The following is a 26,594-nucleotide window of genomic DNA, read 5'->3' as shown; positions in this document are numbered from 1 at the left end:
CAATTGGCCCGCGTTTTTTTATGCCCGTTCATAATCACTCGCGGGGAGTTGTTCTCCCCTTCGTGAAATTAGTTGTTGGATTTTTAAACACTATTTTATTAACAATTAATTTTTAATGATTATGAACAAGAGATTTTCTACTCTTTTGGCTGCCGCTCTGGTGGCCGGTGGACTGTCCTTTAATGCGAATGCTACTGCTTACGGTGCAGATGACGTTAAGGACGGTTCTTTTATTCATTTGGGAGCTTCAAGCGATGTTCTGTCTGTCAATGACAAGAGCGAGTTTGGCCTGCAAAGCACTACGACTTGGTCTGGCAATGTCGATAAATTGCTTGGTACATTGTGGCAGGTAAAGAAAACAGCTCATACCACATCTGCTGGTGTCCAATACACCTATTCTTTTGTAAACCGTTTGTCCGGCCAGATGCTTTCCATCAAGTTGCAGTCTGTTGATGGTACAAAACGTGAGAACATCAAGGCTAACGAAAAGCAAGGCCAGACTGATTGGGCTTGGGATGGAACTGCAGGTCTTTATTGCGTGAAAAACTTCGGGGCAGGCAAAGACTCTGTCTTCCAGTTAGGTTTTACTGCTAATGGTATTCAGTTGGCTGTAAAGCCGGGTAATACTGCTCCTACCAGTGCTCTTACTTCGACTACCGCTTTGACTCAGGTTGCAGTCTCAACATCACCCGTTACTCTGAAAGCTTCAGACTTCAACGTTTTGGTCGAGAAAGAAGGCGGTCGTTTGTTCTTCACTGACGAAAACGTTTCTTCAACAGAAAAGAATGTGTTGACAGATAATAAATGGAAGGCCGTTGATGCAAAAATTGCCGCTGATGGTTCTGCATTCGGTAGTGGTAATGATGTTCTGTATCTTACAAACGGAAAAGAACACAAACGGGTAATTGCTCCGGCAACTGCTGAAACAACTCAGAAAGAATATCTGCTGGTCGATTATAGTTTCTATGACCCATCGGAAGATTTCAATAAGTTAATTGTTGACACGATCGCCGTTGAACCGGATGCAACTTCTCCTGCAGCTTTCGATACTCGTTTGGCTGCTAAGCATCATTCGGCAACCGCTGCCTTCAAGGTGACTTATTACATTCCGAATGATTCAATGGTGATTGCTCCACAATTTACACAAGGTTCTATTGCTGTTGATGCTACAATTCAAAAATTCTATGATTTGGCAGCTACAGCTAAAGCTGCTAATACAACAGCAAATAGCACCTTGAATTCAGTTTGGGACAAAGTTTATTTCGTTTATGTAGGTGCGTATACGACTTTCCGTGACTATAATAATAATAATAGTAGTGCTTATGCTGATGAGGGAGATAAGTTTGCGACCAAAGAAATTTTTAATGTAAACGGAACTTATAATGCATCGGGCGTTTCCGGACAAACATTGATTGACAATGCAAAGACAGCAATTAAAGGTTTTGAAAAATCAACAGATGCTACAGTGAAGGCTGCTGAAGAAAAAGCATTGGCTGCATTTACCAACTTTATTAATGCTCTGAATGGTTTGGAAATTGTAGAAGAAGCTACAAGTGCTTCTGATCTGGCTGTTGTGACTACTACCAGCTATAAAAATGGTGCAAACTATACTGATGGCTTGAACGCTATGACTGTTGCTGCTGCTGCTTCTAAGCAAGTAGTAATCCGTAAACTTTCTAACACGAAAGTTCTGACGATCGGTGCAGATCCTGCTACTCCTGCCAATGGCAACTTGGTTGCAACTATCAAAACATCCGACAAAGACGCTACAATCGGTGGTGACGCAACAATCGCTGAAGGTCTGTATTATGTAATTGATGCAGAAAAAGAAGCAAGTGCCGGTGTTGCTAACAAATATTATGGCTTGTACTTTGATGAAAGCCCGGTTAATGCTGCAGGATATGTAGCAAAAGCTCAGGCATTCAACCCGTTTGCACAGTATGTCGTTGCTAAGGCTGCCGGTGTAGACAAAGGCAACTATACTATTACAAACCGTGGTGATGAAACTGAAGGCTGGCAGGGTGTTACTAACGTTGCCGACAAAGACAATAACATCTTCGTAATCGAAGGCGATACAATCCAGTTGGTAGCAGCCGAAGACGTAGATACAGACAATGCTTATATCGGCTTCAAATATATCACAGCTAACGATGCCAAGAACAACAAGTTCACGATCACTTCTGCTGCTGACGTATTGGAAGGACAGAGCATTGTAATGACAAAAGACTCTACGCTGAAAGTAGCTGCTCCGGAAGACGAAGTGCTGTACACTTTAGTTCCTTCTGCTGAAGGCAAATACGGTGTAGAAGATGCTTTGAAGAAAGTGACTTACACAATCATGGACGCTGACAGCGCATTTATCATCTATGATGCAAAAAGAGGTTATGTATTCTCTAACGGCAAATATGCAACAAAGAACGGTACTCCGGTTCAGTTCTCTATGATCGCTGTAGATACGGATTCTACTTTCGTATTGTATGATGCAACAGCAACTCCTGCTCAGAAGTTGGTTGTCAGCACTCAATACAAGACCATCTCCGGCGAACCTCTGACAGCTCGTAACGATATGTTCATCGTTAAACCGCAGTCAGCTCCTGCCTCTTACAAATCTCTGCCGAAGCACGTACGCATCCAGGCTATCAATGGTGACTATGCTGCTGTTAACGCAAAGAACCAGGGTATCGCAGTTCGCGAAGGTGACTTGAAAGCTGATGCTTATAGCAACTTAGACTTTATCTTCTGGTTGGATACCGCTCATTATGACAATGCTGCTCCTTACACTTACTACATCACGAAGGGTGTTAAGGCTACTGAAGAAGTTGCTGCAAGCAGACTGTATATGTGGAACTCTGTAGACTCTGCTGATGCAAAGGATGCAAACAAAGAACTTCCGTACATCTATGGTACAGGTGCAAGCCGCGTTATGTTCCGCACAGCTTCTATCATGGCTCAGGATACCTTGTTAGTTCCGGCTTTGGATGCTACTGCCAAGATCGATACAGTATCTATCGCTGATGGTAAATCAGTTGACGGCTTGAAGAACGCTGTTAAAGCAGGTGTTAAGAACTTCCAGTTCAGCTTCGAATTTGCAAGCAAAGACGCTGAAGGCGAATACAACATCGTATGCCAGAACAACAATGGTAAGAACTACGTTCACAACATCAACGGTGTATTGGCAATGGGTCCGAAAGAAGATGCAGTTGTCGTAAACGTTCTTGACGTTTCAGCTGAAGACGAAACCGCTACAGATAACGAAACTATCGCAGCTAAAGGTGTGAAAGTGATCGCATCTGAAGGCCAGGTAGAAATCACCGGCGCTGCAGGCAAGAAGGTTGTTATCAGCAACATCTTAGGCCAGCCGGTTGCCAACACGGTTCTGACTTCCGACAACGCTGTAATCGCTGCTCCTCAGGGTGTGGTCGTAGTAGCTGTTGAAGGTGAAGAAGCTGTAAAGGCTATCATAAAATAAGATTGAATTTATAATCAAATAATTCTAAAATGTTTGGCCGCGTGCCGTGGAAACGGCAATTACCCTGCGACAGGCGAACAGGCGGCCGGATTTAATATTAATAATACTAAAGTATATTGAATTTAAAAGTTCAAGTAGCTGTATCCCTGTGAAGGGCGAAAGCTATTCACAAGACAAGCCCCGGAGGTGATCGACATCTCTGGGGCTTCGTTTTTCCATTTCATTCATATAAGCATATTAAATATTCTGTCAAGTAGCGGAATAATAGCCAAAATAGGTCTCAACGATGGTCATTAGTGACCCGAAATGGATGTGAATGATGTCGAAAATGGTAGAAAAAGGAGGGATTTGAGCTGAAAATACGATGGAAAAAGCCTCTTTTTTTCGTAGTTGAGCGAACTTTTGGACAGGTGAAGGGATCGTGGATGGAGATATAGGGGACAGTTAATGGATTTGTTACCATTGTGTTACAAATGAATGTGGTGGACGTGGTGGACGTTAAAATGCACTTTTATAAACTTTATATGTAATGGTCATTGGTATTAGGTGGGGTAAAACCATTACCATTGTGTATAAAGTCTTGAAAACGTAAAAGAACGTCCACCACGTCCACCCCTTTTTATGCCTCCCGTCCGAAAAAAAATAGCTCCCGTCCCCAAAAATATGGAACGGGAGCTACTTGGAATTATACACGTATGTGTTTTACTGATTCTTAATAGCGATCACGACGAGGTCCGCGGTCTTCGCGGTCTCCACGGTCCTGACGGGGTCCACGGTCACCACGATCCTGACGGGGACCACGATCTCCACGGTCACCACGTTCGGGTCTCGGCGGACGTTCTTCGTAACCTTCCGGTTTCGGCATCAGAACCTTGCGAGACAATTTGAATTTACCCGTCTTGGCATCGATGTCTACCAGCTTGACGCTGATAGTATCGCCCTCTTTCAAGCCAGCCTGTTCTACTGTTTCCAGACGTTTCCAGTCGATTTCGGAAATGTGCAGCAAACCGTCTTTGCCTGGCATAAATTCAACGAATGCGCCGTAAGGCATGATAGAAGAGATCTTACCTTCGTAAATTTCGCCGATTTCGGGAACAGCTACGATGCCTTTGATAGCGCGGATAGCAGCGTCGATCGTTGCTTTATTGGTCCCTGAGATTTCGATTTTACCAACACCGTCTTCTTCTTCAATAGTGATGACGGCACCGGTCTTTTCCTGAATACCCTGGATAATCTTTCCGCCCGGGCCGATTACCGCACCGATAAATTCTTTACCGATGGTCATTGTTTCGATTCTCGGAGCGTGAGGTTTCAGATCCGAACGAACTTCCGGCTGAGCTTCCGTGATCTTGCCTAAGATGTACATGCGGCCTTCTTTCGCCTGTGCCAATGCGTTTTCAAGAATTTCGTATGACAGACCGTCAACCTTGATATCCATCTGGGTGGCAGTGATACCGTCTTTTGTCCCTGTTACCTTGAAGTCCATATCGCCCAGGTGGTCTTCATCACCCAAGATATCGGACAGGATAGCATAGTTCTGACCTTTGTTTTCGGAGATCAGACCCATTGCGATACCGGATACCGGTTTCTTCATCGGAACACCTGCATCTCTCAATGCCAGCGTACCGGCACATACGGTTGCCATCGAAGAAGAGCCGTTGGATTCGAGGATATCGGAGATTACGCGTACCACGTAAGGATAGTCTGCCGGGATCATTCGCTTTAATGCACGGTGAGCCAAATTTCCGTGACCGACTTCACGACGGCCTACACCGCGGGAAGCTTTTGCTTCGCCCGTAGAGAACGGAGGGAAGTTATAGTGTAACAGGAAACGTTCTTTGCCGTGGTTCAGTACGTCGTCGATCATCTTTTCGTCGGACTTCGTACCTAATGTGACGGTTGAAAGAGACTGTGTTTCACCACGGGTAAAGATAGCGGAACCGTGAGGACCGGGCAGGCAGTCCGTTTCGATCCAGATCGGGCGGATCTCGGTTGTCTTACGACCGTCCAGGCGCTTCCCTTCATCCAGGATAGCACGGCGCATGGCTTCTTTTTCCACATCGTGGTAGTAACGGTTGATCATTTCAACCTTTTCGTCGGTCAGTTCTTCTTCGGAGAACTGGGCTTTATATTCTTCAACGACTGCTTCGAATGCTTCCGCGCGCTGATGTTTGTCTGTGCCTGATGTGGCGACAGCATAAGCTTTAGCAAAACATTTTTCATGTACATCCTTGCGCAGTTCGTCGTCGTTTACTTCGTGGCAATATTCGCGTTTAACCATCTTGCCGCAAGCTTCGGACAGTTCAAGCTGTGCCTGGCACTGTACCTTAATTGCTTCGTGGGCAACTTTGATTGCTTCCAGCATTTCGGATTCCTGTACTTCGTCCATTTCGCCTTCCACCATCATGATGTTGTCAAGCGTAGCACCCACCATAATATCAATATCTGCTTTTTCCAATTCAGAGAACGTGGGGTTGACTACATACTTGCCATCGATACGTGCAACACGGCATTCGGAGATCGGTCCGTTGAAAGGAATATCCGATACGGCCAATGCGGCAGAGGCAGCCAGTCCGGCCAGCGCATCCGGCATATCTTCACCGTCTGCGGAGAATAAAATAACATTTACATATACTTCAGCGTGGTAATTGTCCGGAAAGAGAGGACGGAGGGCACGGTCAACCAAACGTGAAGTCAGGATTTCGTAGTCGGATGCTTTACCTTCTCTTTTTGTAAAACCTCCCGGAAAACGGCCAAATGCCGAGAATTTTTCTTTGTACTCTACTTGTAACGGCATGAAGTCAACACCCGGGTTTGCATCTTTTGCGGCACAAACAGTAGCCAGCAACACGGTGTTGCCCATACGTACGGTAACAGAACCGTCCGCCTGTTTTGCCAATTTCCCGGTTTCGATGGTGATGGTTCTTCCATCAGCCAATTCGATCGTCTTGTTAATTGGATTAAGCATAATCTTTTTCTTATTTTTCTATCTGTAAAAATTGGTGCAAATGTAATGAAAGTTTATCTGTAAACGTGTGAAAATGAAAATAAAAAACATGAGAAATGCTCTTTTTTATAAAAATAGCGGGAAGATTTAGCGAATAATAGTGCCACAATTGTAAATTAATGTATATTTGCAGCGGATTAAAACAAGAAGTAAAGATATGATGAAACAAATATCCACACGGCTATTAACTGTTTTAGGACTGTGTATGTTCTTATTCTCAGCTTGTAACAACTCCTCGGATTTTACGGTAAAGGGTGTAGTGGCAGGAGCTGACGGTCAATTTATGTATTTAGAAAATGTCGGAATTTCGAATGTTGTGACACTCGACTCCATCAAGTTGGCTCCCGGAGGGAAGTTCAAATTTACGGAGAAACGTCCTGAGTATCCGGATTTTTATCGTTTGCGTCTGAATAATCAGTTGATCAATTTCGCTGTCGATTCGACCGAGACTATCTCTTTCGTAGCCGACGCCGGAACTTTCGCAACTTCCTATTCGGTCGAAGGGTCTGAAAACTCAAAGGCGATAAAAGCAATTACATTGGCTCAACTGGATGCGCACCAGGCTATCAGCCGTTTGCGTAAGGAGTATGAGGATAAAATGATTTCAGATACGACCTACCGTTCGAAGGTCTTGGCTGCAGCCGATGCCTACAAGGAAGCCGCACGGAAATACATCTATTCGGCACCGATGTCCACGGCTGCTTATTTCGCGTTGTTCCAGCAGATCGACGGCCTGTTGTTCTTCGATTTGTACGACAGGAATGATGTCAAAGCGTATGGAGCGGTTGCAACCAGCTACGATCATTATTATCCGGAAAGCCCGCGTTCGAAGCATTTGTATAATCTGACATTGCAATCGATGAAAGTGTTGCGCGCCCAACGTCCGATCGATTATAGCAGTGTGGAAACAAAGGAAATATCGTTCCTCGATATCGAGTTGCCCGATGTTCGGGGCGAAGTGGTGAAACTGTCTGAAGCTGCTCCCGGGAAGGTCGTTTTGATCAACTTTACGGCCTATCAGACGGAATGGTCGCCGGCTTTGAATATGGCATTGGGCGAGTTGTATACGAAATACCATGATCAGGGTCTCGAGATTTACCAGGTGTCGTTGGATAGCGATTTCCATTTCTGGAGAAACGGGGCATCTAATCTGCCGTGGATTACTGTCCGCGATCCGCAGACTGTTTACTCACAGGTGGCAGGTTTGTACAATGTAAAACAACTGCCCGCTCTTTTCATCCTGGACCGTAAAGGAAACCTGGTCAAGCGTGTCGAAGACGTGAAAAAACTGGAATCAGATGTAAAAGCAGTACTTTGATTTATGATTTCATCGATGTATAATTCATAAATCATAAATCCTAACATGTTGCAAAGCACTTCGGAGAGGTTGTAGATCTTAAAAAGATCATTTATCTTTGCAAAGTCTGAAAATACAGAAAAAAGGAGTTCCGGCCAAGTAGTTGGTCGGGATTCTTTTTTTATTATGCAGTAATCAATAATAACATTTTAAACAAATAGGAGGATTTAGTATGGCAGTGAGCTATATGACGAAAGAGGGTTATGATAAGATTTTGGCTGAAATCAATTATCTGGAAACCGTAAAACGTCCGGAAATATCTGCCCAGATTGCAGAAGCCCGTGACAAAGGAGATTTGTCTGAAAATGCTGAGTATGACGCGGCAAAGGAAGCACAAGGTATTATGGAAGCTAAGCTTGCCCAGTTGAAGGGTTTGATCTCCAATGCCCGCCTGATTGACGAAACGCGTGTTCAAACAGACGAGGTTCAGATTCTGAACAAAGTGAAGATCAAAAACACCAAGAATAATGCAGTCATGACGTATACTTTAGTATCAGACTCGGAAGCAAACCTGAAGGAAGGTAAGATTGCGGTCAGCACTCCGATTGCACAGGGACTGATGGGCAAAAAGGTTGGAGATGTCGTGAATATCAAAGTGCCGTCCGGTATGATGAGTTTTGAAATTATGGATATATCGATTTAATAATATAACATTATGGCATCTATATTCAGTAGAATTGTGGCGGGCGAGATCCCTTGCCATAAAGTAGCGGAAGACGACGAATTCTTTGCATTCCTGGATATCAATCCGGTGGCTACCGGCCACACGCTGGTGATTCCGAAGAAGGAGATTGATTATATTTTCGACATAGATGATCCTATGCTCGGACGTATGATGGCATTTGCCAAACGGGTGGCTCGCGCACAGGAGGCTGTTATTCCTTGCAAACGGGTTGGTCTGGCTGTAATGGGACTGGAAGTTCCTCATGCGCATATTCATTTAATTCCGATCCAAAAAGAGTCGGATATGTATTTTGGCGGAAAGAAAATGGAGGTTACGCACGACGTGCTCGCAGACACCGCTGCTCAGATAAGAAATGCCTTTAAATAAATAGGGCAAAGTCTTTTTGAATAAAAAACTTTATGTATATTTGTAACCGCTTCTTCCTCTGTATGACAATATTGTGAGGAAGGAAGCGGTTTTTTTGTAAAGATTCATTAGTGGTTTTTACTCATAAATTTGTTAACCTTAGAAGAAAGGCCCTCCTTGTGAAAGGACGGCCTTCTTTTTTAACACACAATGTTTACACAATTCTATTTCGTATTCTTAATCGACTTTGGTTATGGAACCGCTTCCGACAATGCTCTTTTCCTTTATATCCGGATTCCCTTTGTACCGGATGGTTCCGCTTCCGGCTATTTTGGTGGATATTGATTTGCTTGCCGTGATCTCAATATTGGTACTACCGGCGGCTTTGCAATTAAGTTTCTCGGTTTCCAGATCGAACGCTTTGATCTTGCAGCTACCGGCACTTTTTATATTCATATTTTCTGTTTTACCGCTTAGATAGACCGTTCCGCTGCCTGCAATTTCGCAATCTAAACGGGTGATGGCGATTGAATCGGCTTTTATAACTCCTCCTCCTGCAAATTTAATTTCAAGTTTCTCGCCTGTGAGGCCTTTGCCTAAGTCGCAATGGCCTCCACCTGCTATTGCAAACTCTTTCAGAGCGGTCGAGTTGGTTATCACAACAAAGCGGGTAGGTCTGATCCCGATATGCCTGTTTTGGGGGCGAACAACCAATTCTTTACTGTCGGAACTGATTTCCAGCATATCCATGATATTCTGATCTGTTTCAACTTTCAAATAAGGGACATCGCCCGATTGCATATATTTGAGGTCGATGTTTTCTCCCTCGATTTGTATCTCATCGTAATCCTCTATCGGGATTTCCTTGCTTACGACATTGCCGTCACCGGAAACCTTGTTGATATGGCAGGAGCATAAAAGCCCTGCCATCAATGTGAATACAAATATAAATGAATAAGATTTTTTCATGATTATGTTTTATAGCTTATATGTTGAAGAAATTATACCAGGGCAATGTGCTCCATCCGTTTATTCCGGTTTGATAGAAGTAGATGATGCACAGCACTACGGATACTAACCATAAGATCAGCAGTGTCCATTTTGCCGTGTTGGGCAATGGCTTTGCTTTGAATAGCTGCATACAGATGGCATATACCAAGGCAAAGATCGGAATGCCGATTAGCAGAATGAAACCGATGCATCCCATGATAGCTAATGGAATCGGTGCTCCCGCTATCAGATCGGCCCCGAATGGCGACACCTGGTAAAGGAAGCCTGTTCCTCCGGCAATAAGTGCAAAGGTGACAACTACCAATATAAAGGCTACGAGCAATAATGGCGGCAGCAGGATGATCCCGATCAGTATGGCCAAGAATTTAAGGATGAAGCCTACCACGCTGACAAACAAGTCCGCCAGTTTTTGCAGAAAGCTTCTTGGCTTGTCGGAACTCATATAATCGTTTACATTATTGCTGACCTTCTCGAAACCATCCGTAACCGTTTTGCCTATGTTCTCGAGGGTAACGCTTTGCCCGCGCATCATTAACTTGTCGGCTGCGGTCCGTGCCAATGGCATTACCAGCCATAATATAAGGTATAGGATAATGATCGGTGCATAAGGGATGAAAAGCAGGATGATCATGGCAAGACGTACGGCTGTGACATCCCATCCCATATAAGCCGCGATACCGCCGGCTACACCTCCCAATACCCGGTTGTCCGGATCGCGCATCAGCTTTTTCCGGCCTCCGGTAATCACTTCTTCCTGGAAAGCATGCGTCTTGGCTTCCTCCTTATATTCTTTTTCATCTTCGCCTTCGAACAATTCTTCCGGCTTGCCCATGCGTTTGATCACTTCTTCGACATGCTCGATCGTGATCACTTCATGTCCCAGCCGGACCCGTTCGTTGAACAGTTCGGAGATACGCATTTCAAAATCGTTCATAATCTCTTCCGAGCCCTCTTCTTTGCGGAAGTGGATGCGGAGGTTTGCCAGATATTTATCGAGCAGTTGATATGCATCTTCGTCAATGTGGAAAACCGTTCCTCCCAAATTAACTGTCAGTGTCTTCTTCATTGTTTTCTGATTTTAATTGTTTCTGATGTGGTTTATTGTATCGTTCAGTTCCTGCCAGGATGTTTCCAGCTCCCCCAGGAATTCTTCTCCCTTCGGTGTGAGTTGGTAATACTTGCGAGGCGGTCCTTGAGTAGATTCTATCCACTGGTAACTTAACAATTCGCTGTTCTTTAATCGCGTCAACAGAGGATATAGGGTACCTTCCACTACAATCAATTTAGCTTCCTGTAACTTCTGGATAATGTCAGAGGTATACGCCGGCTCTTTTTTGAGGAGCAATAGAATACAATATTCCAATGTCCCCTTTCTCATTTGTGATTTTACGTTCTCTGCATTCATTGTATTTTGTTTTACGTCACAAATATATGTATTGCCTATGTACTATGCAATACATACTACTATGTTTATCCTAATTTAACATTAATATTGCACAAATCTGACACTTTTGTGTAAAAAAGAGGCTAATATCATGACAAATAGAATAGAAAACAGTACTTTTGCAACATCAATTCAAAACAAAGAATTATGATTTACTACCATTATGCCGAGTTAATTCATCGACAGGCAGAAAAATATGGTTCCCGTACTGCATTGAAACATCGTGATAATGCCACCGGGAAATGGTTGAAAATATCTTGGAGGGAATTCTCTGAAAAAGTTATGCTTACGGCTAAGGCAATGGCCGAATTCGGGATAGGAGTACAGGAGAATATCGGGGTTTATTCACAGAATATGCCACAATGTTTTTATACGGATTTCGGAGCATACGCCAATCGCGTAGTCTCTATTCCGATGTATGCTACAAATTCTCCGGGACAGATCGAGTATATAATTAATGATGCTCATATACATACATTGTTTGTCGGTGAACAGTTGCAGTATAATAATGCATTCAAGGTGCAGAAAGATTCCCAATACCTGAAGCGCCTGGTTGTGTTCGATCCGGCCGTCAAGTTGAATCCGGAAGACAAGACTTCGATTTATTTTGACGACTTCCTGCGGTTAGGTGATAATGCGCATGCTGAAACAACGGTAAAGATCCGTATGAATGAAGCTGTGCCGGAGGATCTGGCTACCATAATATATACTTCCGGTACGACCGGCGAGTCGAAAGGGGTGATGCTTCATCATTCCAATTATCTGGAAGCCATGCGTATCCATGATATCCGCCTTCCGATGGTTACGGATAAGGATCTTTCCATGTGTTTCTTGCCGCTGACTCATATTTTTGAAAAAGCTTGGTGCTATTATTGCTTGCATAAAGGGGTGGTAATTGCAATCAACCAAGATCCGAAAATGATTCAGAAGACATTACCGGAGGTACACCCGACATTGATGTGCAACGTCCCTCGTTTCTGGGAGAAAGTTTATGCCGGTGTACATGAAAAGATCAACTCGTCGTCTCCTGCTATGAAGAAGATATTTCTGAACGCGATTGAAACCGGACGCAAGTATAATCTGGAATATAAGAACAAAGGCATTCCGGCTCCCTGTGGATTGAAATTGAAATTCGAAATGTATAACAGGACCGTTTTCAATCTGCTTAAGCGGGTGCTGGGAATCGAGCGCGGACGCTTTTTCCCGGTGGCCGGTGCACCTCTTTCGGATACGGTTAATGAATTTTTGCAGTCTGTCAATATCCCGATTGTCTATGGTTACGGTTTGAGCGAGACGACGGCAACGGTTTGTTTCTATCCGGAAGTCGGATTCCAGTTCGGTTCGATCGGGGAAGTGATGCCGGATGTACAGGTCAAGATCGATCCGGCGAATAGTGAAATTCTGGTAAAAGGAAAGACTGTAATGTCCGGTTATTATAATAAACCGGCGGAAAATGAGAAGGCGTTTACAGAAGACGGCTACTTCCGCACCGGAGATGCCGGGCGTATGGAAGGAAACACATTGTTCTTTACCGAGCGCATCAAAGACTTATATAAAACATCGAATGGCAAATACATCGCTCCGCAGGCAATTGAAATGGTTATGAGTGGCGACCAGTATATCGAACAGATTGCTGTTATCGGTGACCAGCGTAAGTTTGTCAGTGCGCTGATCGTTCCCGCTTATCCGTTGCTGGAAAAGTATGCGGAAGAAAAAGGGCTGGATGTCGGTAGCCGGGAAGAACTTGTCAGGAATAAGGAAATCCTTCGTCTGATCGAGGCACATATTGAGGAAAACCAGAAGAATCTGGCTTCTTATGAGAAGATCAAGCGTTTCATCTTATTGCCCGAACCTTTTGTAATGGGGTGTGAACTGACGGATACACTCAAGCTCCGCCGTTCAGTTATTTTGAAAAAATACGCGGATTCAATCGAAAATATGTACGAAGAAGCTTCAAACCCTTCTTGACGGTCTTTGAGAAGCGTGTCGATAAACAAAAGCCCGATGGGAAATAAACTTCCTGTCGGGCTTTTGTCATTTCGGTAGAAAAAAGAGGTGTCTTATGTACAAATAGAAATGTTAAAAAATATTACCCTTGCTACTAATTCCGAATATATGGGGTAGTAATCCGATTTAGATGGGGTAGTAGTGACATTTTGATAGTCAGGAAAATTGAGTATCTTTGCCGGACAAATTAAAAAAAGAATATTATGATCACATCAGACCAACTACACAATGTGTTGGAGCGCGAGCAGGCGCTGAGGGGGTATCTTTGACATAGATGGCAAGACCATCCAGTTAGAAGAAGAAGAGTTACGCACTCATGATCCCGGTTTCTGGGAAGATGCCAAACGGGCGGAAGTCCAGATGAAGAAAGTAAAAGAACTGAAAAAGTGGATCGAGCTTTACAACGAGGTTCATGCCGCAGCGGAAGAATTGCAGTTGGCTTATGATTATGTAAAAGAAGAGATTGTCAGCGAAGAAGAAGTTGATGATGCTTATAGCAAAGCAATTCAATTGGTGGAAAGCCTGGAATTCCGTAATATGTTGCGCCAGGAAGCCGACCAGATGAGTTGTGTGCTGAAGATCAACTCCGGTGCCGGTGGAACGGAAAGCCAGGACTGGGCTTCCATGCTGCTCCGTATGTATACGCGCTGGGCGGAGTCGAACGGATATAAAATTTCCGTAGCCAACTATCAGGAAGGGGATGAGGCCGGTATTAAAACGGCGACTCTCAATATCGAAGGCGACTATGCTTACGGGTATTTGAAGGGTGAGAACGGCGTGCATCGTCTGGTTCGTGTATCTCCTTATAATGCACAGGGCAAACGAATGACTTCATTTGCTTCTGTATTTGTGACCCCGTTGGTCGACGATACGATCGAGGTGAAGATCGACCAGGCTGCCATCTCTTGGGATACGTTCCGTTCGGGAGGAGCCGGTGGACAGAACGTAAACAAGGTGGAATCCGGTGTACGTTTGCGCTATCAGTTTAAAGATCCTTATACGGGCGAAGAAGAAGAAATCCTGATCGAGAATACGGAAACCCGCGACCAGCCCAAGAACCGCGAGAATGCAATGCGCCAATTACGCTCGATCTTGTACGATAAGGAATTACAACATCGCATGGAAGAGCAGGCGAAGGTAGAAGCCGGCAAGAAGAAGATTGAATGGGGTTCCCAGATTCGTAGCTACGTGTTCGACGACCGCCGTGTAAAAGACCATCGTACCAACTTCCAGACCTCCGATGTCAACGGTGTGATGGATGGTAAAATCGATGATTTCATCAAGGCTTACCTGATGGAATTCGGCGCTGAGGAATCTGCAGAAAAGTAAGTTTTCTACATTAACACTTGCATATTTCGATTATAAATCGTAATATTGCACCCGATTTCAGAGCCATGCTCTGAACAGGTCCTATAGCTCAGTTGGTTAGAGCACCTGACTCATAATCAGGGAGTCCTTGGTTCAAGCCCAAGTGGGACCACTCATATAAACCTCCAATTATCTAACACATAGATGGTTGGAGGTTTTGTTTTGTCTGAATTGTTTACTAAATTAATTTCCACGAGTGGGATGGTTGGAAAACTTTCGTAATAATTTGTAATTTTGTTTTGGTTGTTGACTTTATAAGATTAAAATATTATGACTATTGACGATATAAGAGCATTGGTGGCAGCAGATGAGTCGAGGACTCTGGAACTGAAGAAGACGACCGGCGAGTTGAAGGACGGTATGCACACGGCGTGCGCGTTTCTGAACACAGAAGTTGCTGGCTGATTTTCGGGGTAGCTCCCAAGTCGCTGAAGATAGTCGGCCAAGAGGTGACTGACAAGACGCAGCAAGAGATTGCGCAGGCTTTAGCCGGTCTGGAGCCTGCCGTTGATGTACATGTTGAATATGTCGATGTACCGGAATATCCAAGGCATAAGGTCATAGCCATGCACTTTGACGGCTGGGTTTGGGGTGAGCGTCCGCATACTTTTCATGGTTGCCCTTACTACAAGGTTGAGAGCACTACTAAGGTTATGCCGCAAAATCTATACGACGAGCGGATTCGGATTCATGAGCCAAAAATATACGCATGGGAAGGCATGGTGGCTGACGGGGTGACTCTTGCCGACTTGAATGAAGGACTTATCCGTAATTGTATCCGTTTAGGTATTGATGGTGGTAGGATTCCGTATGATGCTTTGGTTGAACCTACGCGGGATATTCTTGCGAAATGGAAATTGTTGAAGAATGGTATTCCAACGAATGGGGCTGTGCTTCTTTTCTCAAAGAATATTGATGAGTATCCCAACTTCAGGTTGAGAATGGCGCGTTTTGTGGGGACTGACAAGAATATGTTCCGCGATAACCAACGTGCCGAAGGCAATTTTTTTGAGCTCTTGCAGGCCGGTATAGATTTTTGTTTCAAACATCTTTCGCTCAGTGGGCGCATAACAAACAAGAGCCTTCAGCGGGAAGAGCAACTCGAAGTGCCTTATCATGCGTTGAGAGAAGCCCTTATCAACGCTCTTTGTCATCGTTGGTGGGAACTGCATAATCTCACGATCAGTCTTGCCATTTATGATGACCGCATAGAGATAGCAAGTCCCGGCCATTTCCCACGTCAGATCACTCCGGAGAATATCAAGGAGCCTCACGAATCGTTCCCACATAACCTTAATGTTGCGGAAGCTTTGTTTCGCATGACATACTTGGAGAACTGGGGCAGCGGTGCAAGACGCATCATTGATGCCTGCCGAGTGCAAAACATCGAGGAACCGACGTGGTGCGACAATGGCGGCTTTATAACCGTCACCTTCAAACGCCCGTTCTACAAGCCAATTGAGGACTCTCCAAAAGATAGTTTTGGAAGAAATGTTGCCCAAAACAATGGAATTGTCGCTGAACCACTGACCAAGTACCGACCAAGTACCGACCAAGTATCGACCAAGTACCGACCAAGTTCAGATAATGATAAATGCTATGAATGACAGCTATATGACAATGAATGAGATTATGGCTAAGATCGGATTAAAACACCGCCCCACGTTTAAAGAGAATTATTTTGTCCCTGCATTGGTAGATGGTGCTATAGAGCTCTTGTATCCAGACCATCCCAAGCATCCCAAACAAAGATACCGTCTGACAGAGGTGGCGAAAGAATGGAAGAATTTGAATATGAACATTTAAATTGTATGAACCATGACAAAAAAGAAAATAGATGATGTGGAATTACTCCTGTCTAAATTAGACAAGAAGCAACTTACGGACTTCATACGCAAGGAATGTGCCAACGACAGCCGGTTCCAAGACCGGTTTCTTACACTTGGTGCGGGAACACTGTTTAAGCCAAATCCGACTTTGATGAAGTGCTTCGACTTGCCAAGGATGGAGTTAACCATGATGCAGAATATGCGGGAATTGTCAGCGACTGGTACAAATGGGAATATCAAGTCTATCGCGCGATTGGGGATATAGAAAATACTCTCCAGTTGGCAAGATATTTCTTTTTCGGTGGTGGAAGATGGGGAGAAAAAGAATATTCTATGGCAACCATGTATGCTGCGATGAAACGGCTTATTCCAACTGACGGATGGGGAAAGTATTCCGAAACATTGATTAGTGAGGCTCAGAATAAAAGAGACGTCGGACGTTTGCTATATATCTATACCCAAGAGAAGATGTGGAACGAATATATGTCTTACCTTCGGAAGAATCCATCCACATACGATATTGACACCGCCCCCAAAGAAGTTAGAAAACTTTTCAAGGATGAAATAATCAATCTATATGCATCGGCGGTCAGAAGCTTCTTTCAATGTGCGGCTAACCGGGATTCTTATCGTGAAGGTGTCGGACTACTCCGTAATCTCATAAAGTATGGAGGAAAGTCTGAGGCTGAACAGATTGCGACTGAACAGAAATCGAGAACTCCTCGTCGACCAGCGCTGATTGACGAATTGTCGAAATTATAAGTTTTCCCAATTATTAACGCTGGTAAAGCACTAATCTATCTCAGAAATCATTTGCAAGATATGGAACCGTGTGCCAACAGCTCAATTGCAGTTGAAGGCGTAAGCAATCTGAGGAAGGATACTTATCTGATAAAACATATAAAGGTACGTTCGAATAGGCAAGTATGGGTGTTTAAAATATCCGTTTTTGGGTAATTATCGGTCGCTTTTCAATACCGGACTCCTACTTCTTCACCTTCCCATTTGTCACAGGATACGGAAATGGGGAAATTGTTTTCGTTATATTTATAGGTATAGGTGACGGTCGAGATATTTCCTTCTCTGTTTTCGGATGTTATCTTGGTTATATTATTCCGCCGGTTCAGGAACTGGATATTCTCAAAGTCATTTGAGTTGGCATTTCGATAGTACCACCAGCCTAAAAAATACATGGGGAATTCCAGATGGCTGATATTGCCGGAAGCGTTATCATATTCGTAGGTATATTTTACCAGCAAGTTTGATTCGTTGTCGAACACTTCCTGTTTGAGCAGTTGCCGGGTGGCTGGATCGAAGGTCAGGAGAGCATACCGGCCGTCTTCCGTTATCAACTTTTCTCCATCAACTGTTTGTTGGTAAATACCCGCAAAGGTTACTTTGAACGGCAATTCATTCGTGTCGAGTTCAATCTCTTCCCTGTAACTGAAATCTCCTGCCGGTTCGCCACCTCTGCTGACTTTGTAGGTCTTGTCTCCGGTCTTGGAAAAATCAACCCAGGCATGTCCGTCGGCAACATCTTTGGGAGGCGTGTAGAATATGCCGGATAATTCTCCATTCTCATAATTGAAATGAGCCGCACGTCCGTCCGGATATTGAATCCGGGCAAACAGGTTGCCGGAGTAAATGAAAGAAGCGGTAACCTGCCCGTTTGAAAAAAGAGCACTGGGGCGTCCGTCTATACCTGTCAACCTGAAGTCGTCATTATCACTGCAGGAGGATAGACATAATCCGGCCATCAACAGGATGGCGGATGAAAGAGTCGAAAATAACTTGTTCATAATAATATTTAGTGTTTGTTTCTAATAAGATGATGAATGGGGAGTAAAAAGGGTTGCATCATCCTGTCTATTTTCTTTGTGGATATTTATATTTTGCTATTTTTGTGGAATGCTATAACCATCCGGTGGCTCGGATATAAAAAAGTAAGAGAATGGAAAAAGCGAATGTCACTTTGTATACGGTCATCGGAGATCCTAACCGCATCGTAAAAGCGATTCAGGAACGTTTTAAGGAGATGACCGAAGAGCTTGTTTGTGAAGATGAAACGGTCGACTTGACTTTGCCGGATGGAACGCATGTCCTCTTCTCGATCAAACACCGGCGGAGTAAGCCGGATTTTATTGCTTCCCATACGTCCGGTATGGCCAATTATTTTTCGCAGGTCGAGACACCGCTGACTGAACTGAAAGAAAATGTTTTGCGCCAGATACGTGTGTTCAACTGTGTGACGGGCATCACTTTCGACCTGAACGACAATGAAGACCGGACGAACTACATCCTGAATCGTCTGTTCGAGATTGCCGGAGACGTGAAAGGCTTTCTGCTTTATCCGAGTATGCAGATCTTTACCGGCGAAGGGAAACTCCTCTTCTCTACTAAAGGTGAAAGCCAGCTGACCGGATTTATCCCGGTAGGGAATGCCGATTTACTGGATGGGAACCGCCCGGAAGAAGCTCAGGCCGATGTAGAAAGACGTTTGCGTTCGATCGCGTTGCTTGAAGATAAACACATTCCGTATATGGAATATTTGCGTAGCGAAGCATTGGAAAGCGAAGTCCATTTAAGAAGCCGGAAGGAGATGGTGCAACGCGCCGCCGCCTTGTTTGCCGTTGCCGTCTATTCGGAAGTCATGCTGTCCGAAGGTTCAGGCCGGGAAGAAGCTCTTTTTTATTTTAATAAGATGGAGCAGTTGTACGGGGTAGAATCTTACCTGACACCAGACGAAGCCGCTTATATCGATAACCCCGATCCGGAAGAGCAGGAGTGCATTCAGTTCGGATGGCGCTATGAATGTGCAGGTGTCCTGCTTTGGGCGGCAGGCGTTGTGGATGATCTGCCTTATCCGTCCAAGATTATCGATGTCCCTGTTCTGGCTGCTATTTTTTGGCAACATAAAGGCATAGGTGAACTGCTTTCGAAAGGTTTTCCCCGTTCGCAGTCCGAAATATTGGATGCTGCCGATATTACATTGCGGTATGATTGGGCTTGTGTGGAAGCGCAAATTCACGAAAAAGACGCTCCGGCTTCGCTAAACGGGGGTGTTGTAATGGAACGGCATTATGCCTTTAACTGGATTATCGGTGCGAATGGCGGTGCCGATTGGGATGATATACAACCGAATACATGATCTTTTATTAATCTGCTACGATATGAATAAACTATGGGCTGCTGTAATACTTGTTCTTGGTTTTTCATCCTGTTCCTCTAAGCAGGATGGATTGAGGACAGACTTTGAGAATCCACCGGAAGAATTTCGTCCGATGCCGTTTTGGCATATTAACGGGTACATGACCCGTGCGGGTATCGAGAAAGAACTGGGAGACGCGAAAAGCCTTTCTGGTTTCGGAGGGGTGACAGTTTTGCCTGTCAGCCCCGGTACGCAGTGGGGAACAGGTAAACCTTGTCCGGGGACCGAACCTGCTTATTTGAGTGACGAATATTTCGAACGCTATGCCGATATTCTTGATATTTCCGGGAAACAGGGGACACAGGTTATCCTCTACGATGATATCGATTTTCCAAGCGGTTCGGCAGGCGGACGGTTGCGTAAGGAATACCCGCAGTATGTCCGTAAATACTTGTCGAAAGAAGAATTCAGGGTGAAAGGAAACCAGCCGGTCAGCCGTCAACGTAAAGATACGGCCTCCGTCCTGGCTGCCGTCTCTGCTTTGAATGAACAGACACGCGAAGTGCTGGACCTGGGACCTTATATGAGTGGGAACACTTTGACCTGGAAAGCTCCTGCCGGAGAATGGCGCGTGATGTTTTTCAACTGTGGCGTCAGCATGGATTCTTATCATGGGAACCTGGTGGATTATATGCAGCCCGAAGCAGTCTCCCGATTGTTGGAAATGACCTATGGCGAATATGATAAGCGTTTCAATCGCTATTTCGGTAGTGTGATTACGAAGACTTTCTTTGATGATGTGGGCTTTGTCCATCAAGAGAATGCATGGACGCCTGCCATTACCGATATTTTTAAAGAGAAATACGGAAAGAATCCGGCGTTGTATTATCCGGCTTTGTTCTACGACATCGGACCGGAGACAGGTGCGACGCGTGTCGCCTTCTTCGATATCCGTTCCGAGCTGATGGCGGAAGGATATGTGAAACAGGTTTCGGAATGGTCGGGCAAACGGCATTTGAGCAGTATGGGGCATCCGCCTGAAAACTACAGCCCTAATTCGGTGGTGGCGAACGGGGATATCCTGAAGTATTACCGGCATGTGCAGATACCGTTGTTGGATGCTATCTTTTTTTATGGCCGCGGCCTGAATGGTTTTAAACAGATCAGTTCGGCTGCTGACCGGGGAGATAAACCGGTTGTGGGAGCCGAGTTGTGCGGTGCTTTTCCTGCGGATATGGATTCACTGACTTTATACCGTGTAGCTCTTGAAGCGATGGTGCGGGGTGTCAGTTTTGTCGTGCCTCATGGAATGTGGTATACGACGGATGCGGATAAGATTCGCATCCCGCCGCTGATTGCTCCTGAAAATCCATTGTTACGGGATGCGTTACCGAATTATAGTGCCTGTGTGGGCCGTTCCTGCCTGATCCTTCAAGGAGGGCGTCGAGTTTCGGACATTGCTTTGCTATGGCCGATCACAGCAATTCAGGCAGAGACGTATATTAACCGGGATGCCGATTCCGGCCTTCCGGTGGCAAACTGGTTACCGGAGCACGTCAATCATCATGTACTGAGTGACCTGCTGACCAATAAACTCCGTCGTGATTTCACATTTATCCATCCGGAAGATTTGTGGAACGGCAAGATTACGGCTGCAGGCAGTGAACTGGTTTTGAATAATGAAACGAATATCCAGCATTACAAAGTGCTTTTAATGCCGGGCGGCGATGTGATTTCGGCCGAAACGATGAAAGCGATCAAGCAGTATTATGATAATGGGGGAAAGGTGGTTGCCACTTCTTCTCTTCCGAAGCGCGCCGCTGAGTTTGGAAGAGATGAGGAAGTGGTTCGTCTCGTTACCGAAATGTTCGGCATAGACCCGCGTCAGGAAAACTATCCGGACAAGTTCGATTCGAATGTAAACAAAGGTTGCTTGGCTTTTCTGCATAATCCGACTCCCGAAATCCTTGCCGATTTGTTTACGCGCTGGGAACTTCGTGCAGATATTGCTTTCGATGAATCGACTATACCGCCTGCTCAGATCGGCTACCTGAACTATATTCATAAACAGAAGGAAGGCCGTGACTTTTATTACATCACCAATACGACCGGAAGTACGGTTCACACGACCGTCTCTCTGCGTGGCAAATTCGATAATCTTGAATTCTGGAACCCGCACATCGGCAAAATCGTGCCAGTCCGGAATTCCGAATCCGCCAAACAACCGGATGGCGGTTATGTAACAAACATCAAGCTCTCGATACCGAAAGTGTCGGGGGTGTTTGTTGTGGGAAAGATGAAGGAATAAATAATAGAGGATGATATGAAAAAACGATTAATTTCAGTTCTTGTAATCTTTTTGCTGCCATTGTTCGTTTTGGCTCAGCAAAGGGTGATTGTGGACACCGATATAGATTCGGATGTAGATGATGCCGGGACGTTGGCTATGCTTTATACCCTGCATAAGCAACATAAGATAAACCTGTTAGGGACTATAGTAACCAGTGATGATCCTTTTGCAGCGACTTGTGTGAGTGCTTTCAATGCTTATTATGGAATGAGGAAATTGCCGTTAGGTTTCCTGGAAGGGCAGTCCATGCTGAAAAATCATTCCCGCTATACCCGGCAGATTTCAGAAGAGTTCCCGCATGACCTTGCTTCTTGGAATGAGGCGGAGACGGCCACTAATACCTATCGGAAATTATTGGCCGGAAGTCCTGATCATTCCGTGATTATCCTGACAATAGGACATTTAAGCAGTTTGCAGAAATTATTACAATCGCCTGCCGATCGATATTCTCCGCTAAACGGTAAGCAATTGGTTGAGGCTAAGGTAAAGAAATGGTATTGTATGGGCGGGTTGTTCCCGGAAGGAAAAGAAGCGAACTTCTCACGACCGGACCCGGCTTCAACTGTTTATTGTTTGGCAAATTGGACGAAAGAGGTCGTCTTTTGCGGGTGGGAGATCGGCCAGCAGATTCTTACAGGAGATTCTGCCCTGCGTGCAATGTTAACCTCCGGAGGACCTATGTATAGAGCCTATGAACTGTATAATAATTTTGATGGGCGAGCCAGTTGGGACCAGGTTACGGCTTTTTTGTTGACAGATCAGGCGGCTCATTATTTTGATATGGACAATGCCGGACATTGCCAGCTTGAAGCAGATGGAAGTAACCGTTGGATTCCCGGCAAGAGTGGTAATCAATTTATTGTCAAGTTTAGATCTGGAATTGATCCCCGGAAAGTAGCAGCCTTAATAACGGATCTGATGTTGGGAAAAGACTTATAGTTGTAACCGGGGAAATTTGTACCCCGGAGCCAGTTTGGTTTGGTTCTTGCCGAGAATGCGGACGGAGATCGGGGCGATGTCCCATTCGCGGGAGGAAGAATCCTTTTTGTTTTCGAGGTAGATGAAGCTGCTTTCCGGTGCGAAAATGTCTTGGACAAAGATCGAAGCCTTTTCTTTTGACGACAAATACACCTCTTTTTCCCATTTATTTTCGTAGCAGAAAAAAGACTCTAACGAATTTTCCGTTTGGTAGGAAATCAATAGTTTGTGTGGGTGCTGGTCATGTGTCGATACTTGATAGGTTACGTAGCAGGGTTTTTCTTTCTTTTGCCAGTAAGCGTTGCTTGCCGGTATCAATGCGAAAAGCAGGAGGATGTACGTTAATGTATGGATTTCTTTCATGGTATATTTTTTGCAAAGAAAGGCAGAATAGCTAATGGAGTGTATATGCCCGGAGCCTGTAAAAAACACCGGTATGTGAGTTTTTTACCGCCTCTTTCTTTTGGCTTTTTTATATTGTTGTTTTGTTATTTTCTCAGAATGGATTCAGAATGAGATAAAAGTTCTTATATTTGTTTCACACATTGTAAATAGAACAGAATAATATGGAAACCGAAAATATCAAAACAAGAAATGTACACCAGGGAGCTAATGTCAGGAAGTTACGCCAGTTAGTCGGCATGAAGCAGACAACCTTTGGTGATCTGATGGGAATGAACCAGCAAGCTGTGTCACGTCTGGAGCAGAAGAAGGTGCTCGACGAAGATACGCTGTTCAAGGTTGCGAATATCCTGCACGTTGCTCCTGAGATTATCCAGAAACTGGAAGAGAATCCGACTTCAATCGTGATCGAGAATAATACGTTCCAGTCGGGAAGTAGCAATGTCGGAGTAGTGGAAAATCAGCGGGATAATATAGTGAATCACCCAGTCGATCAACTAATGGTCCTAAGCAAGGAACAAGCCTCTCTCTACGAACGGATGCTCACCATAGAGAAAGAGAAAAACGCACTTTTGGAAATGCTGTTGAAAGAGAAATAAGTCTGTGTTTCTCCTTTAGCAAACAATAATCCTGCAGGGCAATATTAAATGTCTTTTCTAAAATGTCTATCACTCTATCACACTCTCTTTTATATGCTTTGATAATCATAATATGGAAGGTGTGATAGATGGCATTTTTATCTATCACACTTCTATCACGCATCTATCACACTGTCTTATCCCGAAATATATTATTTCCATTGATATAAGCAGTTTTTCTTATAAAACAAGCGGAAAAAAGTACTAAAAGTAAGCAAAAATACTTGTCTACATCCCCATCCCTACATATTTTACACCCCCATGTAGCCGGTTCCAACATCCGGATGTAACAATCATGAACATCCGGATGTATACGTATTTATATGCTTATTTTGTTGAAAATAAGTAATATACTTTATAAAACAAGTAAGCCTTTTTAATAAGGCGGTGATAGAGGTGTGATAGATAAAAACGCCATCTATCACACTTCACATGTTATGATTATCAAAGATTACATGAGAAAGTGTGATAGAGTGATAGACATTTTGGAAGAAACATTTATCTGTTCACCACAAAATTCCGTATCTGGCATTCCGTCCCCTGTGATTCGGTGTTTTTCTTTTTCGATATGCGGAGAACCAGCTTATGGTCTGTATCCTTCAATTCCGTTTCCAACATGTAGACCCAGGGAATGTAGAGATTGTGGCTCCACTGCGTGAAAGTATCCAGTTCTTTGAACGGGGCGCCGTCGACGCTATATTCCAGAATCCCGGCAGAAGGTCCGCTGACGCAGAAGATACCGATTGCCTTGCCCCGGAAATCCAATGTTAGCCGGTCGCCCGGATGTGTAGCCTCCAGCATCGGGACATTCACAAAACCATTCCGTTTGCCGGCCTTGTTGTCGGGATGCCAGTTGTCAACTAATTTCCAGCCTTTGTTTAAGCGTGCCTTTTGCAGGTCGATGAAATCGCCGTTATAATAGCTGTAGGCATCCAGCGGTTTAGCCGGTATTTCGTGTGCAGTGATTGCACCTTCCGGTGAAACCCCTTTCCACATTTCGTCGAAAAGATGGCCGATAGCGGCAGCATAGAATTTATGACCGAAAGGTTTCGGATGAGTGCCGCCGAACTCATCCCAAGTAAATTCGCCGTCTTGCATCCGTTCGCCGATCTCCTGGCAAAGATTGATTGAAGGGATAAGATAATGATTCGCTACCCGTTCGTGATTCAGGATAACATCCGGCATCTGGCGGCGGGCGATCATCGGGATAAACGGGTCGTAGATGAAATGCAACATGACGATATCCATTTCAGGGTTGCTCTCCAAAGCATGGCGCACTTCACCCTCCATGCCGCGTACCTGTTCGAGGGCGTTGAACCCGTTGGTGTCGTCGTTTACGGCTGCTTCGACAAAAAGAAGGTCGACTTTCCCTTTCGAAAGGATGTCATGTTGCAACCGGAAGGAACCCGGAGTCGTTCCCGTCGAACCGATGCCTGCTTCCACCCATTCGAACTGCGTATAAGGAAAGCGTTGCTGTAGTTGTTGCTCTATCATATTGCGCCATCCGTTCATTTCCGTAATGGAACCTCCCAGGAAGGCGACTCGCGCCCGGCGTTCTTTCTCGAATTTGCGGAATGAGTTTTGCAGGTTGCCGCGTATAGTATAATGTAAATACTTTTCATATTCCGGTTGCTGGCGAAGGATAAAGTCTACTACCGGTTCCGGATTGTCGAGGCTGTGCGGATGATGGTCGCATCCTTTCTTAAGGATCACTTCCACCGGACCTCCTGCCGCGAGATAACGCGAACGTACGACATCCATGTTCTCTTTGTAGGGGACGGTCTGGTCGCTATCGCCGCATACGCTGATAATCGGTATGCCTGCGGCGGCAATCGGGGCCAGGTTGTCAACCGGGTTCCCTTTGAAATGTTCCATCTCGGCATCTGTCAGGTTCCATTCCTTCAACAGGTCGTTCCATAAAGTCGCATTTTTTCTTCCCGGCCAGCTGAATACGTCACAAACGGGAGCGTCTACATATATACAAGCTACTTTGTCTGTGTTTTGGGCAGCCCAGTTGAATGCAAACAAACCGCCGCGGCTGAATCCTTCCAGCGTGACTTTTTCGGAGAGTCCGTAATGGCTTGTCATATTCTTATAGAACTCCGTACCGAGCGAAACCGCCCTCTGACTTCCATACAGATGGGTTACGTCATAGTAAACAACATGGAATCCTTTTTCCAGTAACGCTTTGTCCACACTCGGGAAAGCATCGAAGAAGGCCGGACGCCAGATCCACGGTTTTCCTTTTGCTGCTTTTTTAGGAGTGACGATGATTGCCTGCCGATCCTTGAATGTGAAATCGTAGCGGTCGCATCCGTTCCATTCGCCTGTTTTTTCCTGGGCCTGGACGGCCAGACCGGTTATCAGGGACAGAAGTGCCAGATAAATAATCTTTTTCATAATAATAATGGTATTAATAATGTTTACATTGGAGAGGCAAACGTACATAAAATGCTTATTCTATGCAAATCAAACCCCTACTAATCCGGCTCAGGATGTGAAAGAAATGAAATACTTTGTGTATTCGCACACACAAACTTGTATATAACCAAAAAA

Annotated in this window: 20 protein-coding genes and 1 tRNA gene; 14 read left to right on the top strand and 7 right to left on the bottom strand. The window is 44.9% G+C overall.

What is annotated here, in order from left to right; translation table 11 throughout:
* The first annotated feature begins 121 nt into the window (after positions 1-121).
* On the top strand, positions 122-3,469 hold the full coding sequence (locus ACPYIV_RS14260) for a DUF6383 domain-containing protein (protein WP_425883617.1): 3,348 nt from the start codon (positions 122-124) through the stop codon (positions 3,467-3,469).
* Between the two features lie 712 nt (positions 3,470-4,181).
* Here ACPYIV_RS14260 and pnp read toward each other — a convergent pair.
* Positions 4,182-6,437: a polyribonucleotide nucleotidyltransferase gene (gene pnp, locus ACPYIV_RS14255; protein WP_293740782.1), complete on the bottom strand. Its 2,256-nt coding sequence runs from the start codon at positions 6,435-6,437 to the stop codon at positions 4,182-4,184.
* 199 nt (positions 6,438-6,636) lie between these two features.
* Here pnp and ACPYIV_RS14250 point away from each other — a divergent pair, with 199 nt between their 5' ends.
* The 3 genes from ACPYIV_RS14250 (at position 6,637) to ACPYIV_RS14240 (ending at position 8,884) form a co-directional block, all read left to right on the top strand.
* Complete coding sequence (locus ACPYIV_RS14250; RefSeq protein ID WP_293733960.1) at positions 6,637-7,794, top strand: TlpA disulfide reductase family protein; 1,158 nt, start codon at positions 6,637-6,639, stop codon at positions 7,792-7,794.
* A 211-nt stretch (positions 7,795-8,005) separates the two neighbouring features.
* Complete coding sequence (greA, locus tag ACPYIV_RS14245) at positions 8,006-8,476, top strand: transcription elongation factor GreA (RefSeq protein ID WP_293733942.1); 471 nt, start codon at positions 8,006-8,008, stop codon at positions 8,474-8,476.
* 12 nt (positions 8,477-8,488) lie between these two features.
* Positions 8,489-8,884: an HIT family protein gene (locus tag ACPYIV_RS14240; RefSeq protein WP_293733943.1), complete on the top strand. Its 396-nt coding sequence runs from the start codon at positions 8,489-8,491 to the stop codon at positions 8,882-8,884.
* A gap of 216 nt (positions 8,885-9,100) precedes the next feature.
* On the opposite strand, the gene ACPYIV_RS14235 is transcribed toward ACPYIV_RS14240, so the two are convergent.
* Genes ACPYIV_RS14235 through ACPYIV_RS14225 form a run of 3 tightly spaced genes read right to left on the bottom strand, consistent with a single transcriptional unit; the run spans position 9,101 to position 11,279 of the window.
* Positions 9,101-9,832, bottom strand: a complete 732-nt coding sequence (locus tag ACPYIV_RS14235; protein ID WP_425883614.1) for a head GIN domain-containing protein — start codon at positions 9,830-9,832, stop codon at positions 9,101-9,103.
* Positions 9,833-9,848: 16 nt separating this feature from the next.
* On the bottom strand, positions 9,849-10,940 hold the full coding sequence (locus ACPYIV_RS14230; RefSeq protein ID WP_293733945.1) for a PspC domain-containing protein: 1,092 nt from the start codon (positions 10,938-10,940) through the stop codon (positions 9,849-9,851).
* Positions 10,941-10,952: 12 nt separating this feature from the next.
* The gene (locus ACPYIV_RS14225; RefSeq protein ID WP_005635619.1) at positions 10,953-11,279 is read right to left on the bottom strand and encodes a PadR family transcriptional regulator; all 327 of its coding nucleotides are present in this window, start codon (positions 11,277-11,279) and stop codon (positions 10,953-10,955) included.
* Between the two features lie 186 nt (positions 11,280-11,465).
* On the opposite strand from ACPYIV_RS14225, the gene ACPYIV_RS14220 reads away from it, so the two are divergent.
* The 6 genes from ACPYIV_RS14220 (at position 11,466) to ACPYIV_RS14195 (ending at position 17,284) form a co-directional block, all read left to right on the top strand.
* Complete coding sequence (locus ACPYIV_RS14220) at positions 11,466-13,286, top strand: AMP-dependent synthetase/ligase (protein ID WP_293740784.1); 1,821 nt, start codon at positions 11,466-11,468, stop codon at positions 13,284-13,286.
* A gap of 242 nt (positions 13,287-13,528) precedes the next feature.
* A protein-coding gene (gene prfB / locus ACPYIV_RS14215) for a peptide chain release factor 2 (protein ID WP_293733947.1) occupies positions 13,529-14,654 on the top strand; the annotation gives its coding sequence in 2 pieces (ribosomal slippage) (positions 13,529-13,591 and positions 13,593-14,654; 1,125 coding nt in all).
* Between the two features lie 77 nt (positions 14,655-14,731).
* Positions 14,732-14,805: transfer RNA gene (locus ACPYIV_RS14210), tRNA-Ile, on the top strand.
* Between the two features lie 337 nt (positions 14,806-15,142).
* Positions 15,143-16,300 (top strand): ATP-binding protein, encoded by a 1,158-nt coding sequence (locus tag ACPYIV_RS14205; protein WP_425883610.1) that lies wholly within the window; start codon positions 15,143-15,145, stop codon positions 16,298-16,300.
* Positions 16,293-16,499, top strand: coding sequence for a Fic family protein (locus ACPYIV_RS14200; RefSeq protein ID WP_425883608.1), 207 nt, complete (start codon positions 16,293-16,295; stop codon positions 16,497-16,499). Before ACPYIV_RS14205 ends, ACPYIV_RS14200 begins: the two co-directional genes overlap by 8 nt.
* A 179-nt stretch (positions 16,500-16,678) precedes the next feature.
* Positions 16,679-17,284 carry a hypothetical protein gene (locus tag ACPYIV_RS14195; protein ID WP_425883606.1) on the top strand — a complete coding sequence of 202 codons (606 nt, stop codon included), beginning with the start codon at positions 16,679-16,681 and terminating at the stop codon, positions 17,282-17,284.
* Between the two features lie 209 nt (positions 17,285-17,493).
* Here ACPYIV_RS14195 and ACPYIV_RS14190 read toward each other — a convergent pair whose 3' ends face one another.
* Positions 17,494-18,321: a hypothetical protein gene (locus ACPYIV_RS14190; RefSeq protein WP_293733950.1), complete on the bottom strand. Its 828-nt coding sequence runs from the start codon at positions 18,319-18,321 to the stop codon at positions 17,494-17,496.
* Between the two features lie 152 nt (positions 18,322-18,473).
* On the opposite strand from ACPYIV_RS14190, the gene ACPYIV_RS14185 reads away from it, so the two are divergent.
* Genes ACPYIV_RS14185 through ACPYIV_RS14175 form a run of 3 tightly spaced genes read left to right on the top strand, consistent with a single transcriptional unit; the run spans position 18,474 to position 22,959 of the window.
* Positions 18,474-19,670 carry a DUF4272 domain-containing protein gene (locus ACPYIV_RS14185; protein ID WP_425883604.1) on the top strand — a complete coding sequence of 399 codons (1,197 nt, stop codon included), beginning with the start codon at positions 18,474-18,476 and terminating at the stop codon, positions 19,668-19,670.
* Positions 19,671-19,692: 22 nt separating this feature from the next.
* Positions 19,693-21,978 (top strand): glycosyl hydrolase, encoded by a 2,286-nt coding sequence (locus ACPYIV_RS14180; RefSeq protein ID WP_425883602.1) that lies wholly within the window; start codon positions 19,693-19,695, stop codon positions 21,976-21,978.
* 15 nt (positions 21,979-21,993) lie between these two features.
* The gene (locus ACPYIV_RS14175; RefSeq protein WP_425883600.1) at positions 21,994-22,959 is read left to right on the top strand and encodes a hypothetical protein; all 966 of its coding nucleotides are present in this window, start codon (positions 21,994-21,996) and stop codon (positions 22,957-22,959) included.
* On the opposite strand, the gene ACPYIV_RS14170 is transcribed toward ACPYIV_RS14175, so the two are convergent.
* Positions 22,954-23,361, bottom strand: coding sequence for a hypothetical protein (locus tag ACPYIV_RS14170; protein ID WP_293733954.1), 408 nt, complete (start codon positions 23,359-23,361; stop codon positions 22,954-22,956). The two genes, ACPYIV_RS14175 and ACPYIV_RS14170, sit on opposite strands and share 6 nt — an antisense overlap.
* Before the next feature lie 203 nt (positions 23,362-23,564).
* Here ACPYIV_RS14170 and ACPYIV_RS14165 point away from each other — a divergent pair, with 203 nt between their 5' ends.
* Positions 23,565-23,999 (top strand): helix-turn-helix domain-containing protein, encoded by a 435-nt coding sequence (locus ACPYIV_RS14165; protein WP_425883597.1) that lies wholly within the window; start codon positions 23,565-23,567, stop codon positions 23,997-23,999.
* Between the two features lie 537 nt (positions 24,000-24,536).
* On the opposite strand, the gene ACPYIV_RS14160 is transcribed toward ACPYIV_RS14165, so the two are convergent.
* Positions 24,537-26,486, bottom strand: a complete 1,950-nt coding sequence (locus tag ACPYIV_RS14160; RefSeq protein ID WP_425883595.1) for an alpha/beta fold hydrolase — start codon at positions 26,484-26,486, stop codon at positions 24,537-24,539.
* Positions 26,487-26,594 lie beyond the last annotated feature (108 nt).

Source organism: Parabacteroides vesiculifaciens, assembly GCF_049860805.1.
Lineage (GTDB): Bacteria > Bacteroidota > Bacteroidia > Bacteroidales > Tannerellaceae > Parabacteroides.
This window is presented reverse-complemented; position numbering and strand designations above follow the sequence as displayed.